The organism is Streptomyces sp. NPDC048516 (assembly GCF_043199875.1).
In the GTDB taxonomy this organism is placed as follows: Bacteria; Actinomycetota; Actinomycetes; order Streptomycetales; family Streptomycetaceae; genus Streptomyces.
Genome location: NZ_JBICWS010000014.1, coordinates 205,713 through 222,660, shown reverse-complemented (window position 1 = coordinate 222,660; position 16,948 = coordinate 205,713). Strand labels below are relative to the sequence as shown.

Sequence of the window (16,948 nt, the reverse complement as noted above, 5' to 3'; positions counted from 1 at the left end):
GCGGCGGTGCACCGGACGGGCGGCGGCCCGAAAGGGGCCCTGGTGAAGGGGCCCCTTTGGCCTGGCGGTCTACGGGCCGCCGCCCGGTGGGTCAGGAGAGCGTGGTGACGGTCTTGCGGACCTTGTCGGCGATCTCGGGGGGCAGCGGGGCGTAGCCGAGCTGCTTGAGCGCGCTCTGGCCGTCCTTGCCGGCGATGTAGGTCAGGAAGGACTTGGTGGCGGCCAGCGTCTCGGGCTTGTTGCCCTTGTCGCAGGCGATCTCGTTGGTCACCAGGGTGATCGGGTAGGCGCCCTCCGCCTTGGTGGTGTAGTTGAGCTTCAGGGCCAGGTCGTTGCCCTTGCCGGCCTGCTTGGCCTCGGAGATCGCCTTGGAGGCGTTGTCGACGGTGGCGTCGACCGGGGTCTTGGCGCCGGTGTTCAGCTTGACCGTCGGGATCTTGCCGGCCGTGGCGTACGACAGCTCGAAGTACGAGATCGCGCCGGGGGTCTGCTTGACCTGCGAGGAGACGCCGGCCGAGCCGGAGGCCGCCTGGCCGCCCTCGCCCTCCCACTTCTTCGCCGGCTCGTGCTTCCAGCCACCGGCGGCCTTGAGGTACTTGGTGAAGTTGTCGGTGGTGCCCGAGTCGTCGGAGCGGTGGAACGGCTGGATCTTGAGGTCCGGGAGCTTCGCGCCCGGGTTCAGCTTCTTGATCGCGGGGTCGTTCCACTTCTTGATCTCCGAGTTGAAGATCTTCGACAGGGTCGGGGCGTCCAGCACCAGGTTGTCGGCGCCGGGGACGTTGTAACCGACCGCGATCGGGCCGCCGACCATCGGCAGGTCGATGGCCTGGCCGCCCTTGCAGACCTGCTTCGACTTCTCGACCTCGTCGGGCTTGAGGGGGGAGTCGGAGCCCGCGAAGGCGGTCTGGCCCTGCAGGAAGGTGGTGACGCCGGCGCCGGAGCCCGTCGGCTGGTAGTTGATCTCGGTGCCCTTGCAGGCGCCCGAGTAGGCCTGCACCCAGACGTCCATGGCGTTCTTCTGCGCGGAGGAGCCGGACGCGAGCAGCTTGCCCTTGCCCTCGCACTTGATGTTCGACGGCTTGGCGGCGCCGCCGCCGGCGCCGGAGGTGTCATCGGAGCCGCACGCCGTCAGGGCCAGGGCACCCGAGACGGCGAGAGCGCCAACGGCGAGGGCGCGAACCCGGTTCTTGCGCTGAAGCTTCACTGTCGAAAGTTCCTTCCTGGGGCGCGCCGCTTCGTCGGCGTGCGAGGCGAAGAGTGATCTGAGGGCTGTCGCGGTCTGCGATGCCAGGTGGCCGTGTCGCGCTTGCACATCAGGCGAGACGCGCACTCGGTACGGCTGAAATTAGGCAGATCAGGTGAAGCGGCCGATGGAGGGGAGTGAACGCACGGTGAACCTCGGCCATCGGATGGGTGCGGGGGGAGAACTGTTCGCCGGTGCGTGCGAAACGGCCCGTCGCCCTGTTGAATTACCGGCCGGTATGGCAGCATCCGCGCCTGTAGGAACACGCGAATCGGTGCGGAACGACCGGAGGTGGCTGGTGGGGAGCCAGGGGGCACGGCAGGGCGTTCGGGACGTACGGGGTGGGTGGGCCGGGCGGGGATCTTGGGGTGCGCGGGGGGCGTGGGGTGCACGGGGCAGCCGGCTCGTGGCGTGCACCGCCGTCGTCCTGTGCGCGATGGGGCTGCTCGGCGGTACGGCGACGGCCGCCTACGCGGATGACCCGAAGAACCCGTCCGCGGACGCGGGGCGGGCCGCCGGCGCGGGACCGGCCGCGGCCGCGGACGGCGACGCCCGCCGCCTCGACGAGGTGCGCAAGAAGATCGACGCCCTCTACCGCAAGGCCGAGCAGGCCACCGACGCCTATAACGCCGCCAAGGAACAGGTCGAGCTCCAGCAGAAGGAGATCGTCAAGCTGGCGCGCAGCATCGACAGCACCCAGCGCCGGCTGGCCACCCTCAAGCGGCGGGCGGGCGCGCTGGCCAGCGCCCAGTACCGCGGCGGCGGGATGCCCGCCGAGGCGAAGCTGATGCTCAACGTCGACCCCGGGGGCTTCCTCGACAATGCCACCCTGGCGCGCAAGGGGCAGCTGGCGGCCAAGCGAATGATCAGCCAACTGTCGCACCTGGAAGGCGACTTGGAGGACTATTCCGACTCGGCCACGGGCCGCTGGGAGAAGCTGGAGGCGAACCGCAAGAAGAAGGAAAGCGCCCAGCGGGACATCAAGAAAAAGATCGACGAGGCAAAGAAGCTGGAATCCCGGCTGGCCGCCAAGGAAAAGGACCGGCTGAAGAAGCTGGAGGACGAGCTGGCCTTCAAGCAACAGCAGAAGTGGCTGGACTCGGGCGTACTGAAGGACATCAGCAACAAAGCTTCGGCTCTCGGCAAGAAGGCGATTTCGTACGCCACCGCACAGATCGGCAAGGACTATGTGTGGGGTGCGGAAGGGCCGGACACCTTCGACTGCTCCGGGCTGACCCTGCGGGCGTGGCAGGCCGGTGGCCGTACCATTCCGCGGACCTCGCAGGAGCAGTGGCGCCAACTGCCCCGGGTCGCGCTCAAGGACATGCGGCCGGGCGATCTGATCATTTATTTCTCCGATGCCAGCCATGTCGGGATGTACCTCGGTGACGGCGCGATTGTGCATGCGCCGCGGCCCGGCCGGCAGGTCACGATCACCGGCGCCGGCTCGATGCCGATCCTCGGTGTCGTCCGCCCCGATGGTGACGGCTGACACGATGGCGCGGATCACACACGCGATAAATGACCGGATTGTTTCCTGTCCGAGAGTTGTCGTCGCGTAGCGGAAAGCATCCGAGCGGGGTGATGTTCGTCATTCCGCATTCCGCCCTCCCCAGGTCAAATGGCTTATCGGGTGCGGCATATGACGACGGCCGATTGCCGCCGGGCATTCCATCCCGCTCCGTACTGGCGCTATGGTCGCCTGGCAGTGCCCGGTGTGCCCCCGCTCCATTGACCGACGAGCGGCGGGAAGCCGGGCACGGTGGTGCGCCGGTCGGCGCTCCGCCGCACCCCTCGGGGGGAGGGAAGGAAGCAGACCAATGCCCGTACCCGTACCGCACCAGCGGGCGGTCGTGCTGCCGCACCAGGCAGGACCGGTGGACGGCGCCTGCGCGGATACCGCGCGGGTCGCCGACGCGCCGGGCGCGGGAGACACGACGGCCCAGGGCGCGAGCGCCCCGGCGACCGCCGTGGGCCGGCCGTCGGCCCCTGTGGCATCCCACGGCTTCCAGAAGTCCGAGCAGCCGCAGCCGGCCGCACCGCGAGTTCCGGCCGACCACGCGCCCGCCCACCAGGGTCTGACCCTGCTCCTCATCGGCGAGGACCCCAACAGCCATGTCCCCGATATGTGGGACTGGGCGGGCCGCAAGGTACGTCTGCGCACCGCCCGCAACCTCACCGAGGCCGGGCGGCTGCTCACCGACGATGTGCACTGCATCCTGCTCGACCTTCCCCCGCGGGCGTCCGGCGACCGCACGGACCGCGACCCGGGCCACGGCGGCACCCCCGACGACGAGCTGGGCATGCTGCGCGAGGTGCTGCGGATGGCCACCTCGCACGCCGTCCTCGTCCTCACCTACGAGACGGACGCCGAGCGCGCCGCCGATGCCGTACGCGTCGGCGCCCAGGACTACCTCTTCCGCGACGAGCTGGACGGCGCGGTGCTCAGCCGCGCGGTCCGCTACGCCGTCGAGCGCAAACGCGCCGACCTCGCGCAGCGCCAGCTCACCGAGTCGCGGATGCTCGCCCAGGAGAATGCCCGGCTGGAGCGCGGCCTGCTGCCCACGCCCCTGCTCGACGGCTCCGATCTGCGGTTCGCCGCCTGCTACCGCCCCGGCCGCAGCCGTGCGCTGCTCGGTGGCGACTTCTACGACACCGTCCGCACCCCGGACGGCACCGTCCACGCGATGATCGGCGACGTCTGCGGCCACGGCCCCGACGAGGCCGCCCTCGGCGTCGAGCTGCGCATCGCCTGGCGCGCGCTGACCTTTGCCGGGCTCTCCGGCGACGAACTGCTCGCCACGCTCCAGAAGGTCCTGGAGCACGAGCGGGCGGACGACGAGATCTTCGCGACGCTGTGCACCGTCGACATCTCCGCGGACGGCCGCCGCGCCGGTCTGTGCCTGGCCGGCCACCCCGCGCCGCTGCTGGCCCAGGCCGGCCAGCCTCCGCAGCTGCTGCCGTACGAATTCGGCGGCCCGGCGCTCGGCCTGCTGCCGCACGCCCGCTGGCCGCGCCGGCAGGTGGAGCTGGGCGGCTCGTGGAGCCTGATGATGTACACCGACGGCCTGATCGAGGGCCGGATCGGCCAGGGGAACCAGCGCCTCGGCCAGGAGGGCATGACCGAGCTGGTGAGCCGGCAGATGGCCGCCGGCCTCACGGGCGAGGAACTGCTGGAAGCCTCGGTCAGAGAGGTACGCGATCTGAACGGCGGCGAGCTGACGGACGACGTGGCCGTCCTGCTGCTGGACCGGCGGTAGGGCGTAGCCCGGGGGCCGGGCGGGGGCCGGCTAAACCGGCGTAGGCCGTAGCCCGGGGGCCGGAGGCCTGGGTGGGGGCCTGGGTGGGGGCTTTCTCAGCGTCCGCCGTTGTACGGCCCGTACGGCCCGTCCGAGCTGGAGCCCCCGCGCCGGGGCCCGCGGCCGCCGCCGGAGACCTCCCGGAGCGCCGGACGTACGTCGACGGTGTAGACGATCACCGCGATCACGCCGATGACCGGCAGGAACGACATGATCGGCAGAATGAACAGCAGCGCCGTGGCCAGGGCGAGAAAGATCAGCCACATGCCCTTGGTCTGCTTGCTCGCGGCGCGATAGGCGTCGTCACGGCGCACGGCCGCATCGATCAGCATCACGGCGGCATAGATGCCCAGGGCGAGCTGCACCCAGCTCAGAACGCTCTGGAACCCGTAAATCAGCACGCCTTGCACCGCCCGTTCGTCAGTCGTGTCGTCTCGGTCTGCGGCGGCCCGACTGCCGCCCGTGCGGCCCCACCGTACTCGGACAACGGGCCGGGCACCCGAAGTGTGCCCGGCCCGGCCCGCGAAACGGGGCCTTCAGCGAAAGGTGAGCGAGCTCACTTCGCCCTCGTCGTGTGCGCCCGGTGTCCTCACTTGGCGGACGGCGGGGTGCCCTTCTTCGCCGGCGCCGGCGCCGGCTTGCCCTGCGGCGGCGCGGGGGTCGGCTTGCGCTGCGCGACGGGCTTCTTCGTCGCGGCCGGCTTGGGCTGTGCCGAGGGGGTGGCCTTGGTCTCCGCCTTGGCGCCGTTCGTGGTCTGGTTCTTCGTCGCCGTGGCGGTCTGGGGCTTCGCCCCGCTCTTGCCCGCCTGCTTCGGCGCCGGCTCCGGCTCGATCGCCACCGCAAGGTCCTCGACCTGGTCGGCGGCCTCGCCGCGCCAGGTCGCCACCGCGCCGCGACCGCGCTCGGCCAGCTCCTCGTAACCCTCACGGGTCTTCACGACGGCCTCGGCCGCGCGGCCCACGCCCTGCAGTGCCAGCTCCTGCGCCTGGTCACGGACCTTCTTGATGTCGCCGTCCAGCGAGCCCAGCAGCTCGGTCAGCTTCTCCTTGGCGTCCTTGGCCTGCTTGGTGACCAGGGCCTGGACGTCCTTGGGGTCGGTGCTGCGGACGGACTCGAAGCGCTTGGGCGCCTCGGTCCGGATCTTCTCGACGAACTGCGGCACCTCGCCGAGCTTCTCGGCAGCCAGGTCGACGGTGCCGGCCAGGGCGTACAGCGGGGTCGCGTCGGTCAGGGCCTTGCGGAGGTCATCGGTGTTGATGGCCATGACGTTATTCCTCCTGGAAACGAAATCGGTTGCTCAGGTGGCGTGCGGGCCGCCGTCGGCCTCTGTCTCAAGGGAGTCCGTGTCGCGCCCGTCCTCAGGTCTGCTCGTAGCGGTGTCCTTGCCGCCGCTCCCGAGCCCGTTCTCCTTGCGGAAGGACTCGTAGATCTGCAGCAGGACCTGCTTCTGTCTCTCGTTCAGCGCCGGGTCGGTGAGTATCGCGGTCTGTACCTCGACCCCGTCCAGACCCTGCCGTTCGTCCAGAATCCCGGCCTGGACGTACAGCGTCTCGGCGGATATCCGCAGCGCCTTGGCGAGCTGCTGCAGAATCTCCGCGCTCGGCTTGCGCAGGCCGCGCTCGATCTGGCTGAGGTACGGGTTGGACACCCCGGCGGCATCCGCGAGCTGCCGCAGACTCAGCTGCGCCGTGCGCCGCTGCTCCCGCAGGAACTCGCCGAGATTGCCGACGTTGAGCGATGCCATACCTCGATGGTGCACGGAAGTGCTAACTATTGCAAGCACGGTGCTAGCAGGAGTGGTCCGGGTGGGTGCCGAGGGGGCTGTGACTTCCAGCGTTAGCTGTCACATTCCAGCGCTTGTTGTCACGTCACCTCTGACTTGCAGAGCGGGTGCATAGGATCGCCGGCATGACGCTGCGACCTGTCCTGGTGAACATGAAGGCTCTTGATGACTCGGCTGTTGGCCGGTTCTGGGCGGAGGCGCTTGGCTGGAGCGTTAGCGGCGAGGGATCGGGCGCGACCGCCGCCAAACCCGTCGGCTTCGACTGGCTGGACCCGGTCGGCGTGTGCATCGACGTCATTGCCGTCCCGGAACCCAAGGCGGCGACAAAGAATCGTGTGCACGTCGATCTCGCCACCACCTCTGCGGCCCATCAGACGGAGTTGGTCGCGCGTCTCAAAGCTCTCGGTGCGACGCCCGCCCACGTGGGCCAGGGTGACGTGCCGTGGACGGTCCTCGCTGACCCGGAGGGCAACGAGTTCTGTGTGTTGGAGCCTCGGGAGATGTACCGGGACACCGGGCCGATCGCCCGGGTGGTGGTCGACTGCGCGGATCCGCGAGCCATGGCTCGGTTCTGGGACGAGGCGATGGACTGGACCCTGCACGAGGTGACGGACGACCATGCGGTGTGGCGCTCGGCCAAGGAGGTCGGCCCGTATCTTGAGTTCCTCCGCTCGCCCGACGTGAAGACTGTGCCGGACCGCGTCCATCTTGACCTGGTGCCGGACCTTGGTGACGACAAAGCAGCGGAGGTCGCCCGGCTTCGGGCCCTCGGCGCCGCCGACCTCGACGTCGGCCAGGGCGACGTCCCGTGGACGTGTCTTACCGACCCTGAGGGTCACGAGTTCTGCGTCCTCGCCCGGTCCTAACACGGAGCCTTGACCCCGTGGGTGGTCGGTATCCAGGTCGATCCGGGGCGCCGAGAGGGCTGCTGCGTCGGGGCGCGTTCGGCGTGCTCGCCGACCATACCGCTCAGCTCAGTCACGGGACGAGCACGCTGGTTGGCGGACCCGGGCCGGTGCGTCCAGCAGAGCGGTGACATCAGGCCAGTGCGTCCATCACGGCGGTGACATAGGCATCCAGCCGCTCTTCCACGGCTCGCGTCGTCAGCTCTGTCCTCCCTGCCTCCCGCCATGACCGCGCCACCAACCGCACTTCTTCCGAGAGTGCCAGCCCGTCCCGCACCTGCCAGTACAGCCGCTCGCTCGCGGCCGCGGCCAGCACCCCGCCGGCCTCCTCATAGGCCTCGGCGAACCGCAGACCCCACGCCGGGCCGTGCAGCAGCGCGAGATTGGTGGAGCAGTGCGCCACATCGAGATCCGCCGGGCCCCAGGAGGCACCCGCCCAGTCGACGACGCCGGTGATCCGGGCGCCTTCCGGCCTGGCGGGCGGCGCGTCGAACAGCACGTTGCCGGGGTGGAAGTCCCGGTGCAGAAAACGCCCTTCATAGGGCGGAGCGGGCTTGCGGATCACGTCGATCGCCGCGGCCCATGCCACCGCGTCGGCGCCCTGCGGGACCACGACGGTGTCGGCGGTCGTCCACGCCACATACTCCCGGGGCCGCACGGCGGGCCGCACCGCGTGGATCGCCACGAGTTGACGGGCCAGCACAGGAACGCGCGTCGCACATCCCTCATCGCCGAGGACCGTCCGGCCCGCCAGATGCGTCATCAGGAGCGACGGATACTCGCAATGCGCGGCGGTCGGATCCACCGCGACCAGTCCGGGAGCCGGCACGCCGGTTCCCGTGAGCAGGGTCAGGGCGCCGGCCTCCCTGTGCAGCCAGTCCTCGGCGTGCTCCACGTTGACGAAGGTCCGCAGCACCAGGTCACGGGTGCCTCCTTCCCGCGTGCCGATGGTCAGCCTCCGCATTTCGGCAGTGATGCCGCCGTGCATCGCCTCGGTCCTGACGATCCGTTCGCCGACCTCCAGGTGCCGGCTCACCCAAGCCAGTGCCAACGGTCGGACAGCCGCCGCCTCATCGTGGTTGGTCACCGTGCCACCTCATCATCCGGACGGCGGCGCATCACCCGCACACGCGGTGAACGTCTGCACGCGGATCCGCCGGCTGAGAGTCGCGGTCACCACCGGACGCTTGCCCTCGTCGGGCTATCGGCATGCGCCGTTTCGCCGCCCGGGCCGGCCAGTGGATCCCCGGTACTGGCCCCCGACGCCTCCACGAGCACTTCCCCGGCCGCCGTCCGCACGTACAGCACCGACCGCCCGGCCCGCCGCCGCCCCACCAGCCCCGCGTCCAGCAGCACCCGCAGATGCCGCCCCACCGACCCCAGCCCCTGCCCGGTCACGGCGACCAGCTGGGTCGTACTCAGGGGAGTCCCGAGCAGTACCAGCAACCGGGCCCGGGCGGTTCCGAGGAGCGCCCCGAGGCCGGCCGGGACGGGCCGCCGGTCGTGATCCTCGGCGAGCACCCCGAGGCATGGGTAGACGACGGCGTACCGCTCCCGTCCCTCCCACGACACCCACCCGGCCCTCGGCGTCACCGGCATGAACAGCAGCTCGGCCCCGGCGGCGATCTCCCGCGGCGGATATGCGTTCAGGTTGACCTGGAACCGGCTCTCCCCGAGCCACCGCGTACCCGGCCGCAGCTCGTCCAGCACGGCCGCCCAGCCGCCCCGGCTCACCCGCGTGGTCCGCGCGACCATGTCGGCCTCCAGGACGCGCCGCCGACGCTCCCAGTACGGCCGTACGGTCTCTTCCCAGACGTACGTCAGGAGCGCGGTCGCCCGTTCGGGCAGGTCGTCCCGCTCCAGGGCGGAAGGGAGCGGGCCCCCGAGGGACACCCGGAGGTCGGCGCGCGCCTCCGAGGCCCCGGCCGACCGCACCCGGGCCACGCTCTCCTCGAAACTCTCCCCGGCGCACGAGGTGGGGCAGATGAAGTCGGCGATCCAGGACGTGCCGACGGCCGCCCGCACCAGCAGCGCGGTCACCGGGTCGGCCGCGAGGCGGGCGCGGTGGCCGGGGAGATGCGCGCGCAGCCAGGCCTCCTCGCCCGGGTGGGCGCCGGTCCCCGCGTACAGCAGTTTCAGGCTCGCGAACGTCTCGGCGAACGGCGAGAGCACGAACCGGCTGCGGGCGAGGGTGTCGGTGTCGATTTGCCATAAGCCCATGCGTACGACCTTTCGCGTGTCGGCGAAACAGTAAACACCGCCCCCGGGCCGCTCCGAGACTCCGACGCATGCGCAGCTACCGCACTCTGTTCCGCACCCCGGAGTTCACCCCGTTCCTGCTCTCCTTCGCCGCCCATGCCGCGGCCCAGACGATCGGCAGCCTGGCCCTGGGCACGCTGGTCTTCCGGGCCACCGGCTCCCCGCTCCTGTCGGCGGTGAGCATGTTCGGCCCGCAACTGGCGCAGTTGCTGGGAGCCACGTTCCTGCTCTCGGGCGCCGACCGCCTGCCCCCGCGTGCGGCCCTCACCGGCCTCGCCCTCGCCTTCGCGGCCGGTACGGCGGTGCTCGCACTGCCCGGCCTGGCGGTCGGGGCGGTCCTCGCCGTCGTACTGGCGCAGGGCCTGATCGCGTCCCTGGGCGGGGGCGTGCGCGCGGGGCTGCTGAACGACATCTTGCCGAAGGACGGCTATGTCCTGGGCCGTTCCGTGTTCAACATGCTCTGGGGCATGATGCAGGTGGCCGGTTTCGCGACGGGCGGGGCGCTGCTGGTGCTCCTGACCCCGAGGGCCTGCCTGCTGCTGGCGGCGGCGCTGTATGTGCTGGCGGCCCTCGGCACCCGCCTGGGCCTCACGGCCCGCCCGCCGCGCTCCGCCGGCCGCCCGTCCGTCGCGGCGACCTGGCGCACCAACGCCCTCCTGTGGTCCTCGCGCCCCCGTCGCCTGACGTACCTGGGCCTGTGGATCCCCAACGGCCTGGTGGTCGGCTGCGATTCGCTCTTCGTCTCCTACGCCCCCGGGGCGGCCGGGACGCTGTTCGCGTGCGGGGCGCTGGGCATGTTCGTGGGGGATGTGACGGTGGGCCGCCTGGTGCCGCCCACGTGGCGGCCCCGCCTCGCGGTCCCGCTGCGCCTGCTGCTGGCGGCGCCGTACCTGTTCTTCGTCCTACGGCCGGGAGTGGCGCTGTCGGCCGTGGCCGCCGCCGTCGCCGCCGTCGGCTTCGCCGCGAGCCTGGTCCTGCAGGAACGCCTGATGTCCCTCACTTCGGACGATCTCGCGGGCCAAGCCCTCGGCCTGCACTTCGTCGGTATGTCCACCCTGCAGGGCGTCGGCGCGGCCCTGGCGGGCACGCTGGCCCAACTGACCTCCCCGGCCACGGCGATGACGCTGCTGGCGGCAGGATCGGTCACCGTGACCCTGGCTCTGGCGGTGCTGGACCGGCCTGAGGACCGGCGGCCGGCTGTCCCCGGTACGCGTCCGGATGCCGTGCCGAAACCCGCCGCCATGGATTAGGGGGAGAAGCCCCCGGGGGATTTTGCAGACCGGTCCTGGTCTTGGCCCTGGCTCTGACCCTGGTCCCGGTCCTGGCCCTGACCCCGGCCCTGGTCCCTGTCGAGTTTCCGGCCGCGCAGTCTTTCGAGCGTGCTGAGCCATTGGGTGACGACGGTGTCGATGAACTCGTCGGTCACCTGGCCGCGGTCGAGGAAGAGCCTGGCGAGCACCGGCCCGTAGAGCAGGGTGTGCTCGGTGTCGTCGATCTGGATGCCTGAGGGCTCCAGGAGTGCGTTCAGGGCCGCACGGCGGTCCTGGCCGATGCGCACCAGGGCCTGGGCGCTGTCGGGGTCGTGGTCGGCTTGGGCGGTGATGGCCAGTACCGCGGTGCGGATGGCCGGTTCGCTGATGCCGTCGCGCAGGCTCTTCAGCCAGTCGACGGCAACGGTGCGTACGTCGCTGCCCCGCTCGGGGTAGTTGCCGAGGTCGGGGCCTTCCAGGATCAGGTCGAAGAGCAGCGCGGCCCGGTTGGGCCAGTGGCGGTAGAGGGTCTGGCGGGTGACGTCGGCGCGCTCGGCCAGCAGTGCGTACGTCAGCCCGGTCGGACCGACCTGGGGCAGCAGTTCACGAGCGACGGTCAGTACGCGGTTGCGGGTGCGCTGGACGCGCGGGTTGCCCGGGGTCGGCCGGCGGCGGTGGAGGGGCTGCTGCATGCGACCCATCCTACCCACGAATCATACGAACCGTGTGATTCAAGCCACAAAGGCCTCTCCGTAAGCCATCAATCATCCATCGCGTGTGATACAAAGAAATCACACGCGATGGATGATTGATGGTGTGTGCCGCTTCCCGATGTCGCTTCCCGATGTCGCTGCCCGCTGCCGCTGCCGTTCCCTGCTCTCTCGCCGGCCGAGGCCGCCCGGGCCTGCGCCCCCGCCGTCGAAGCTCGCCGCCGCCACCACTTCCACCGCCCTGACCAGCAACTACCTACCGATAGGAAATGAAATGAAGGCCGCTCAGATCACCGGCTACGGCGCCCCGGATGTCCTCAAGGTCAACGACGTTGACCGTCCCGCCCCCGGTGCGGGCGAGGTCCTGGTATCGGTCGAGGCGTCAAGCGTGAACGGACTCGACACGATCGTGCGCGCCGGGGGGCTGCGGATCGTGTCCGGACGCCGGTTCCCGATCGGTGTGGGACTGGACTTCGCCGGTGTCGTCGCCGCAACCGGTGCCGACGTCCCTCAGTACAAGGCGGGGGACCGGGTGTGGGGCACGGTGCCCCCGCTCAAGCGGAACGCCCTCGGTGGAGCTGCCGAATACGTCGTGGTCGCAGCAGGCCGCATCGGTCCCGCACCGGCAGACCTCTCGCCGGTGGAGGCGGCCTCCCTGGTCGTGGCGGGAACGACCGCGTTGGCCGCACTGCGGGACACCCTGCACCTCACGAGCGGTGAACGCCTCCTGGTGCGTGGCGCCGCCGGCGGAGTCGGTACGGCCGCCGTGCAACTCGCCCAGGCGATGGGTGGGCACGTCACCGCGCTGTCCCGCGGCCGCCACGCCGGGGCGCTGCGAGAGCTGGGAGCCGACGAGGTCTTCGACTACGGCACCACCACGCCGGACCGGATCGGACCGTTCGACGTCATCTTGGACACCGTCGGCTCGGAACTGAACTCCTACCGGAGCCGGCTGACCCGCCACGGCAGGATGGCCACCATCGCACTGTCGGCATCCTCCATGGCGGCCATCGCCGCGTCGAGCGTGCACGGCGCCCGCCGCATCCGCACGTTGAGCTCCAACCCCGAGACCGCTGTGCTGCGTGACCTGGCCGGTTACGTGACCTCCGGCGCGCTGCGGCCCGTCGTCGACAGCGTGTATCCGCTGGCGGACATCGCCTCGGCGCATCAGGCCTTCGAGCGAGGCGGCGTGGTGGGCAAGCAGGTGGTAGCGGTGTCCGGGAGGTAAGGGGCAGGAGGCTACGGCGGTCCGGCTGCCCGGCCCTCCCCGGCGGCGGGCTCCCGGGTCCCTATGACGACCGTGGCGTAGAGCTCGTCGGAATCGGCCACCCGGGGGAGCAGCCCGTTGCGGGTGAAGGCCGCGACGGCCCGAGGTGCCTGGTGTTCGCTTGTCTCGACCAGCAGGTGCCCCCCGGGCGCCAGCCACTGCGGGGCCGCCGCGGTCACCCGCCGCAGGACGTCGAGCCCGTCCGCGCCCCCGTCGAGCGCCACCAGCGGCTCGAACTGGCGGGCCTCGGGCGGCAGCAGCCCGACCTCCTCGGTCGGTACGTAGGGAACGTTGGCCACCAGGATGTCGATACGGCCCCGGAGGCCGGCGGGGAGCGCATCGAAGAGGTCACCCTCGTAGACCCGGCCCCCGGCGTCGGTGATGTTGCGGCGGGCGCAGTGCACCGCGGCGGGCTCGATATCGGCGGCGTACAGCTCGGCCCGGTGAAGGGCCGCGGCCAGTACCGCGCCCACCGCGCCCGATCCGCAGCACAGATCGACGACGACCGTGGGCCGCCCGGTGCGCTCGGCGGTCCGCAGACCGAGGCCGATGGCTTGGTCCACCAGGAACTCGGTGCGGCGGCGCGGTACGAAGACCCCGGGATCGACGATGATCCGTCGCCCGTGGAACTCCGCCCAGCCGACGACGTGTTCCAGCGGCAGCCCGAAGGTGCGCCGCTCCACCATGGCGGCGAGTTCGTCCGCCGTCCGGGCGGTGGACAGAAGCAGCTCCGCCTCGTCCTCGGCGAAGACACAGCCGGCGGCGCGCAGCGTGGTGACGACGGCGGAACGGGAGAGCGGCGCAGGAAGGGGGGCCGGGGAGGGGGGAGTGCAGGAGGAGGAGAGAGGTGACGGACGGGACGACATCTGAAACGACGACATGTGAGCCTTTCGGGGCGCCGACGGCGCTTCCCGGGTCACCTGCGTCGGACGGTCACCTGCTCCGAGGGGACCGCAGGGGCGCGTGAGCCGGGAGCACCTGCCTGGTCTGGCGGGGAATCGGTCTCACCTCCTGAGTCGGTCCACTACTGAGGGCGCAACATTACCCGACCTGGCCTCGGCGCACAGGCGGGCGGCCGCGGCAGGGCGATGGAGCGCCGAGGTGGAGCGGCGGAGAAGCGGATCAATGGAGCGCGGGCGGAGGGGCGTTCGCACCGTCGGCGAATGGCTGGAAAGTACTTGTCGTATCGGAAAGTACTTGTCACGCTGAATGCAGGGAGTCGAACAGAGAGCCGGAGCAGTACCAGTTGTCGGGGGGACGACATGTCGGAGTACGCCTCGCAGGAAGCGGCGGCCGCCCTGGACCGTGCGCAGAAGCTGAGCTCGAAGGTGCGGAAGGGTACGAGGTGGTACGTCTGGTACTACCTGATCTTCGGCTGCGCTACCGCGATCCAGGTGCTCTTCACCGGACTGCTGGCCCGGCCTCACGGCGTCGCGATCGGCGGCGGCTTGTGGTGCGCCACCATCGTCGGGTTGTCGCTCTACGTGGCCCGACAGCGCGTGGCCCGCCGCGGTTTCGGATGGCGCCTCGGCGTCGTGATCGCGTCCTGGGGGTTGCTCTACAGTGCGGTGCTGGTCCCGGGCCTCACGTGGTTCCAGGGGGACCCGGCGTGGTGGGGGCCCGGCGCACTGGTGGTTGCCCTTCCCGGACTGATGAGCGCTTACTTGGAGGCCCGGCGGTGACAGACCCCCATGACGAGGCACATCCGCGTCACGCGCTCGACGACGTGATACACGCGCCTGTCCGCTTCTCCATCGTGGCGACTCTCGCGGCTGCCGAGAAGGCCGAGTTCGCCTTCGTCCGCGACGCCGTCGAGGTGAGCGACTCGGTGCTGTCGCGGCAGGTGACCACCCTGGAGAAGGCCGGTTATGTCGCCGTCGCCAAGGGTTATGTCGGCAAGCGCCCGCGCACCTGGCTCGCCCTGACGCCCGCCGGCCGTACGGCCTTCGCCGCGCACTGTCAGGCCTTGCGGGCGATAGCGGGCTACGGCGGCTGACGGCGTCGCCGGTGCGCCCGGCGGCTCAGGGAGGACAGCCCCGCCAGAACGGGCGGGCCTCTCAGAGCGCGAAGGCTCGTCAGCGCAAACGGCCCCATGGCGATGCCGTGTTGACTTGAAGTGCGCTCCAACTCATACCGTCCGGAACGGAATTCCGATACAGGTCCCCACAAGGGCCCGGAGTTCAGCAATCAGGACGGGACCAGAGGCAGAGAGCCAGAGGCCGAGACTCAGAGGCAGGGCGAGCCAGAGGCCGAGACTCAGAGCCCCGGATCCGTCCGCCGTACTCCAGGAGGTAGCAGCAGCATGACCACGATGAACGTCCCGTCGCGTCGCCTCGGCGAGCTGGTGGTTTCCGCGCAGGGGCTCGGCTGCATGGGGATGAGTCATGGGTACGGGGAGTCGGACGACGCGCAGTCGATCGCGACCATCAACCGGGCGCTCGACCTCGGTGTCAGCCTGCTGGACACCTCTGACTTCTACGGGGCGGGGCACAACGAGGAGCTGATAGGCCGGGCCATCGCCGGCCGCCGGGACGAGGCGGTGCTGGCGACGAAGTTCGGGTTCGCCAACCGGCTCGGTGAGCCGACCGCGATCCGCGGTGATGCCGCCTACGTGCGGGAGGCCTGCGACGCTTCGCTGCGCCGGCTCGGGGTCGATCACATCGACCTTTACTACCAGCACCGCGTCGACCCCGGCGTACCGATCGAGGAGACCGTCGGCGCGATGGCCGAACTGGTCGCGGCGGGCAAGGTGCGGCACCTCGGGCTGTCCGAGGCGAGCGCGGCGACCCTGCGGCGGGCGCATGCGGTGCATCCGATCGCCGCGCTGCAGAGCGAGTGGTCGCTGTGGACCCGCGATCTGGAGCAGGAGATCGCGCCGGTGTGCCGTGAACTCGGCATCGGCCTGGTGCCGTTCTCGCCGCTCGGACGCGGCTTCCTGACCGGCCGCTACACCTCGGTGAAGGGCCTGCCGGAGTCCGATCTGCGCCGCAGCCAGCCGCGCTTCGCCGACGGCAACCTGGAGCAGAACCTGGCCATCGTCGAGCAGTTGGACGCGCTCGCCGCGCAGAAGGGCGTCAGCGCCGGACAGCTCGCGCTGGCCTGGGTGCAGCACCGCGGGGACGACGTGGTGCCGATCCCCGGAACCCGCCGGGTGAAGTACCTGGAGGAGAACCTTGGGGCGCTCGCCATCGAGCTGACCGCCGAAGAACTCGCCGCGATCGACGCCGCGGCGCCGGCCGCCCGGATCGCCGGTACGCGGTACGACGAGGCCAGCATGACCTTCGTCAACCGGTGACCGGCCCGGGAGCAGCCGCCGTCACGGTGCCCCAGCGGGGCTGTTCACGGAGCACGAGGTGCACGCGGCCCGGCGCAATGTGCGTGAGCCGTGCGCCGAGGTGGCCCATCAGCCCCTGGCGGCCGCAACTCTCCCGGATGCGCGCCGCTGTCTCGGGGCTCGTCCGCTCCTGTGGCGTCCGATCTTCCACGTGCTCTCCTCCTGCGGACAGCATGGTGGGGAACGGGGGAGGCGGGACCGTCAGCCGGCCAGGCGTTCCACCAGCAGGAGCCCGCCGATGGCGATCATCATGACACCGGAGCCCCGGGTGACCGCCCGGGCCGCCGACGGCCGGGTCTTGAGGACGGTCCGGGCGAGCACGGCGACGCCGAGGTAGACGACGGCGCAGGCGGTCATGTGGAGCGTGCCGAGCAATCCCGTCTGCGCGGCGACAGGCCAGCCCGTCGCCGGGTCGATGAACTGCGGGAACAGCGAGAAGTACAGCAGCAACGCCTTCGGGTTGAGGCCGCTGGTCCCGGCCCCCTTGAGCATGATCTGCAAGCGGGAGGAGCCCGCGGCCGCACCGGAGGCGGTCAACGTGGCCGGCTGCCTCAGCACGCCCCAGCCGAGCCACACCAGGTAGCCCGCCCCCGCGACGGTCAGCGCGGTGAGCAGGGTCGTCGAGCTCGCCACGATCACCACCAGACCCGCGACGGCAAGCAGCGTGTATCCCGCGTACCCGGCTATCAGTCCCGCGACCGCCGGAACGACCGACCGGTCCCGCAGTCCCGCCCCCATCGCAAAGGCCCAGTCCGCGCCAGGGGTGAACACCAGCAGGAGATCCACTGCCAGGAAAGCCGCCAGCGTCGTCGTGTCCATGGACCGGTCCTTCTCTCGCCTCTCGCGTTCTGCGTTACGAGGGGAAGGTTAGGCTCGATCTGCCCGAAAATGTTTCCAC

At 70.7% G+C, this 16,948-nt stretch carries 17 protein-coding genes; 8 read left to right on the top strand and 9 right to left on the bottom strand.

Going from position 1 to position 16,948, the window contains the following annotated elements:
- Positions 1-91: 91 nt before the first annotated feature.
- Positions 92-1,204 (bottom strand): phosphate ABC transporter substrate-binding protein PstS, encoded by a 1,113-nt coding sequence (pstS, locus tag ACGFR7_RS26580; RefSeq protein WP_393324058.1) that lies wholly within the window; start codon positions 1,202-1,204, stop codon positions 92-94.
- 445 nt (positions 1,205-1,649) lie between these two features.
- Here pstS and ACGFR7_RS26575 point away from each other — a divergent pair, with 445 nt between their 5' ends.
- Together ACGFR7_RS26575 and ACGFR7_RS26570 are read left to right on the top strand one after the other, a co-directional pair.
- Positions 1,650-2,735: an NlpC/P60 family protein gene (locus ACGFR7_RS26575; RefSeq protein ID WP_393324055.1), complete on the top strand. Its 1,086-nt coding sequence runs from the start codon at positions 1,650-1,652 to the stop codon at positions 2,733-2,735.
- 328 nt (positions 2,736-3,063) lie between these two features.
- Positions 3,064-4,503, top strand: a complete 1,440-nt coding sequence (locus ACGFR7_RS26570; RefSeq protein WP_393324052.1) for a PP2C family protein-serine/threonine phosphatase — start codon at positions 3,064-3,066, stop codon at positions 4,501-4,503.
- 95 nt (positions 4,504-4,598) lie between these two features.
- Here the strand turns inward: ACGFR7_RS26570 and ACGFR7_RS26565 are convergent, their stop codons facing one another.
- From ACGFR7_RS26565 to ACGFR7_RS26555, 3 genes are all read right to left on the bottom strand, one after another.
- Entirely contained in the window at positions 4,599-4,943 is a 345-nt protein-coding gene (locus ACGFR7_RS26565) for a DUF2516 family protein (protein WP_393324049.1), read from the bottom strand.
- 188 nt (positions 4,944-5,131) lie between these two features.
- Positions 5,132-5,806 carry a hypothetical protein gene (locus tag ACGFR7_RS26560; RefSeq protein WP_393324046.1) on the bottom strand — a complete coding sequence of 225 codons (675 nt, stop codon included), beginning with the start codon at positions 5,804-5,806 and terminating at the stop codon, positions 5,132-5,134.
- 33 nt (positions 5,807-5,839) lie between these two features.
- Complete coding sequence (locus ACGFR7_RS26555; RefSeq protein ID WP_393324043.1) at positions 5,840-6,286, bottom strand: helix-turn-helix domain-containing protein; 447 nt, start codon at positions 6,284-6,286, stop codon at positions 5,840-5,842.
- 164 nt (positions 6,287-6,450) lie between these two features.
- Here ACGFR7_RS26555 and ACGFR7_RS26550 point away from each other — a divergent pair, with 164 nt between their 5' ends.
- Positions 6,451-7,191: a VOC family protein gene (locus ACGFR7_RS26550; RefSeq protein WP_393324040.1), complete on the top strand. Its 741-nt coding sequence runs from the start codon at positions 6,451-6,453 to the stop codon at positions 7,189-7,191.
- A 172-nt stretch (positions 7,192-7,363) separates the two neighbouring features.
- Here ACGFR7_RS26550 and ACGFR7_RS26545 read toward each other — a convergent pair whose 3' ends face one another.
- On the bottom strand, positions 7,364-8,317 hold the full coding sequence (locus ACGFR7_RS26545; RefSeq protein ID WP_393324038.1) for a phosphotransferase family protein: 954 nt from the start codon (positions 8,315-8,317) through the stop codon (positions 7,364-7,366).
- Positions 8,318-8,403: 86 nt separating this feature from the next.
- The gene (locus ACGFR7_RS26540; protein ID WP_393324035.1) at positions 8,404-9,450 is read right to left on the bottom strand and encodes an ArsR/SmtB family transcription factor; all 1,047 of its coding nucleotides are present in this window, start codon (positions 9,448-9,450) and stop codon (positions 8,404-8,406) included.
- A 68-nt stretch (positions 9,451-9,518) separates the two neighbouring features.
- Between ACGFR7_RS26540 and ACGFR7_RS26535 the strand changes: the two genes are divergently transcribed.
- Positions 9,519-10,739: an MFS transporter gene (locus ACGFR7_RS26535; RefSeq protein WP_393324032.1), complete on the top strand. Its 1,221-nt coding sequence runs from the start codon at positions 9,519-9,521 to the stop codon at positions 10,737-10,739.
- On the opposite strand, the gene ACGFR7_RS26530 is transcribed toward ACGFR7_RS26535, so the two are convergent.
- The gene (locus ACGFR7_RS26530) at positions 10,736-11,431 is read right to left on the bottom strand and encodes a TetR/AcrR family transcriptional regulator (RefSeq protein WP_393324029.1); all 696 of its coding nucleotides are present in this window, start codon (positions 11,429-11,431) and stop codon (positions 10,736-10,738) included. The two genes, ACGFR7_RS26535 and ACGFR7_RS26530, sit on opposite strands and share 4 nt — an antisense overlap.
- Positions 11,432-11,723: 292 nt before the next feature.
- On the opposite strand from ACGFR7_RS26530, the gene ACGFR7_RS26525 reads away from it, so the two are divergent.
- On the top strand, positions 11,724-12,677 hold the full coding sequence (locus ACGFR7_RS26525; protein ID WP_393324027.1) for an NAD(P)-dependent alcohol dehydrogenase: 954 nt from the start codon (positions 11,724-11,726) through the stop codon (positions 12,675-12,677).
- Between the two features lie 11 nt (positions 12,678-12,688).
- Here ACGFR7_RS26525 and ACGFR7_RS26520 read toward each other — a convergent pair whose 3' ends face one another.
- Complete coding sequence (locus tag ACGFR7_RS26520) at positions 12,689-13,597, bottom strand: putative protein N(5)-glutamine methyltransferase (protein WP_393324024.1); 909 nt, start codon at positions 13,595-13,597, stop codon at positions 12,689-12,691.
- A gap of 381 nt (positions 13,598-13,978) precedes the next feature.
- On the opposite strand from ACGFR7_RS26520, the gene ACGFR7_RS26515 reads away from it, so the two are divergent.
- The 3 genes from ACGFR7_RS26515 (at position 13,979) to ACGFR7_RS26505 (ending at position 16,011) form a co-directional block, all read left to right on the top strand.
- Positions 13,979-14,398, top strand: coding sequence for a hypothetical protein (locus tag ACGFR7_RS26515; RefSeq protein WP_393324021.1), 420 nt, complete (start codon positions 13,979-13,981; stop codon positions 14,396-14,398).
- A complete protein-coding gene (locus ACGFR7_RS26510; protein ID WP_393324018.1) occupies positions 14,395-14,712 on the top strand; it encodes a winged helix-turn-helix domain-containing protein in 318 nt (105 codons plus the stop codon). Before ACGFR7_RS26515 ends, ACGFR7_RS26510 begins: the two co-directional genes overlap by 4 nt.
- Positions 14,713-15,018: 306 nt before the next feature.
- Positions 15,019-16,011, top strand: a complete 993-nt coding sequence (locus ACGFR7_RS26505; protein ID WP_393324015.1) for an aldo/keto reductase — start codon at positions 15,019-15,021, stop codon at positions 16,009-16,011.
- Between the two features lie 240 nt (positions 16,012-16,251).
- Here ACGFR7_RS26505 and ACGFR7_RS26500 read toward each other — a convergent pair whose 3' ends face one another.
- A complete protein-coding gene (locus ACGFR7_RS26500; protein ID WP_393324012.1) occupies positions 16,252-16,869 on the bottom strand; it encodes a LysE family translocator in 618 nt (205 codons plus the stop codon).
- Positions 16,870-16,948: the final 79 nt, after the last annotated feature.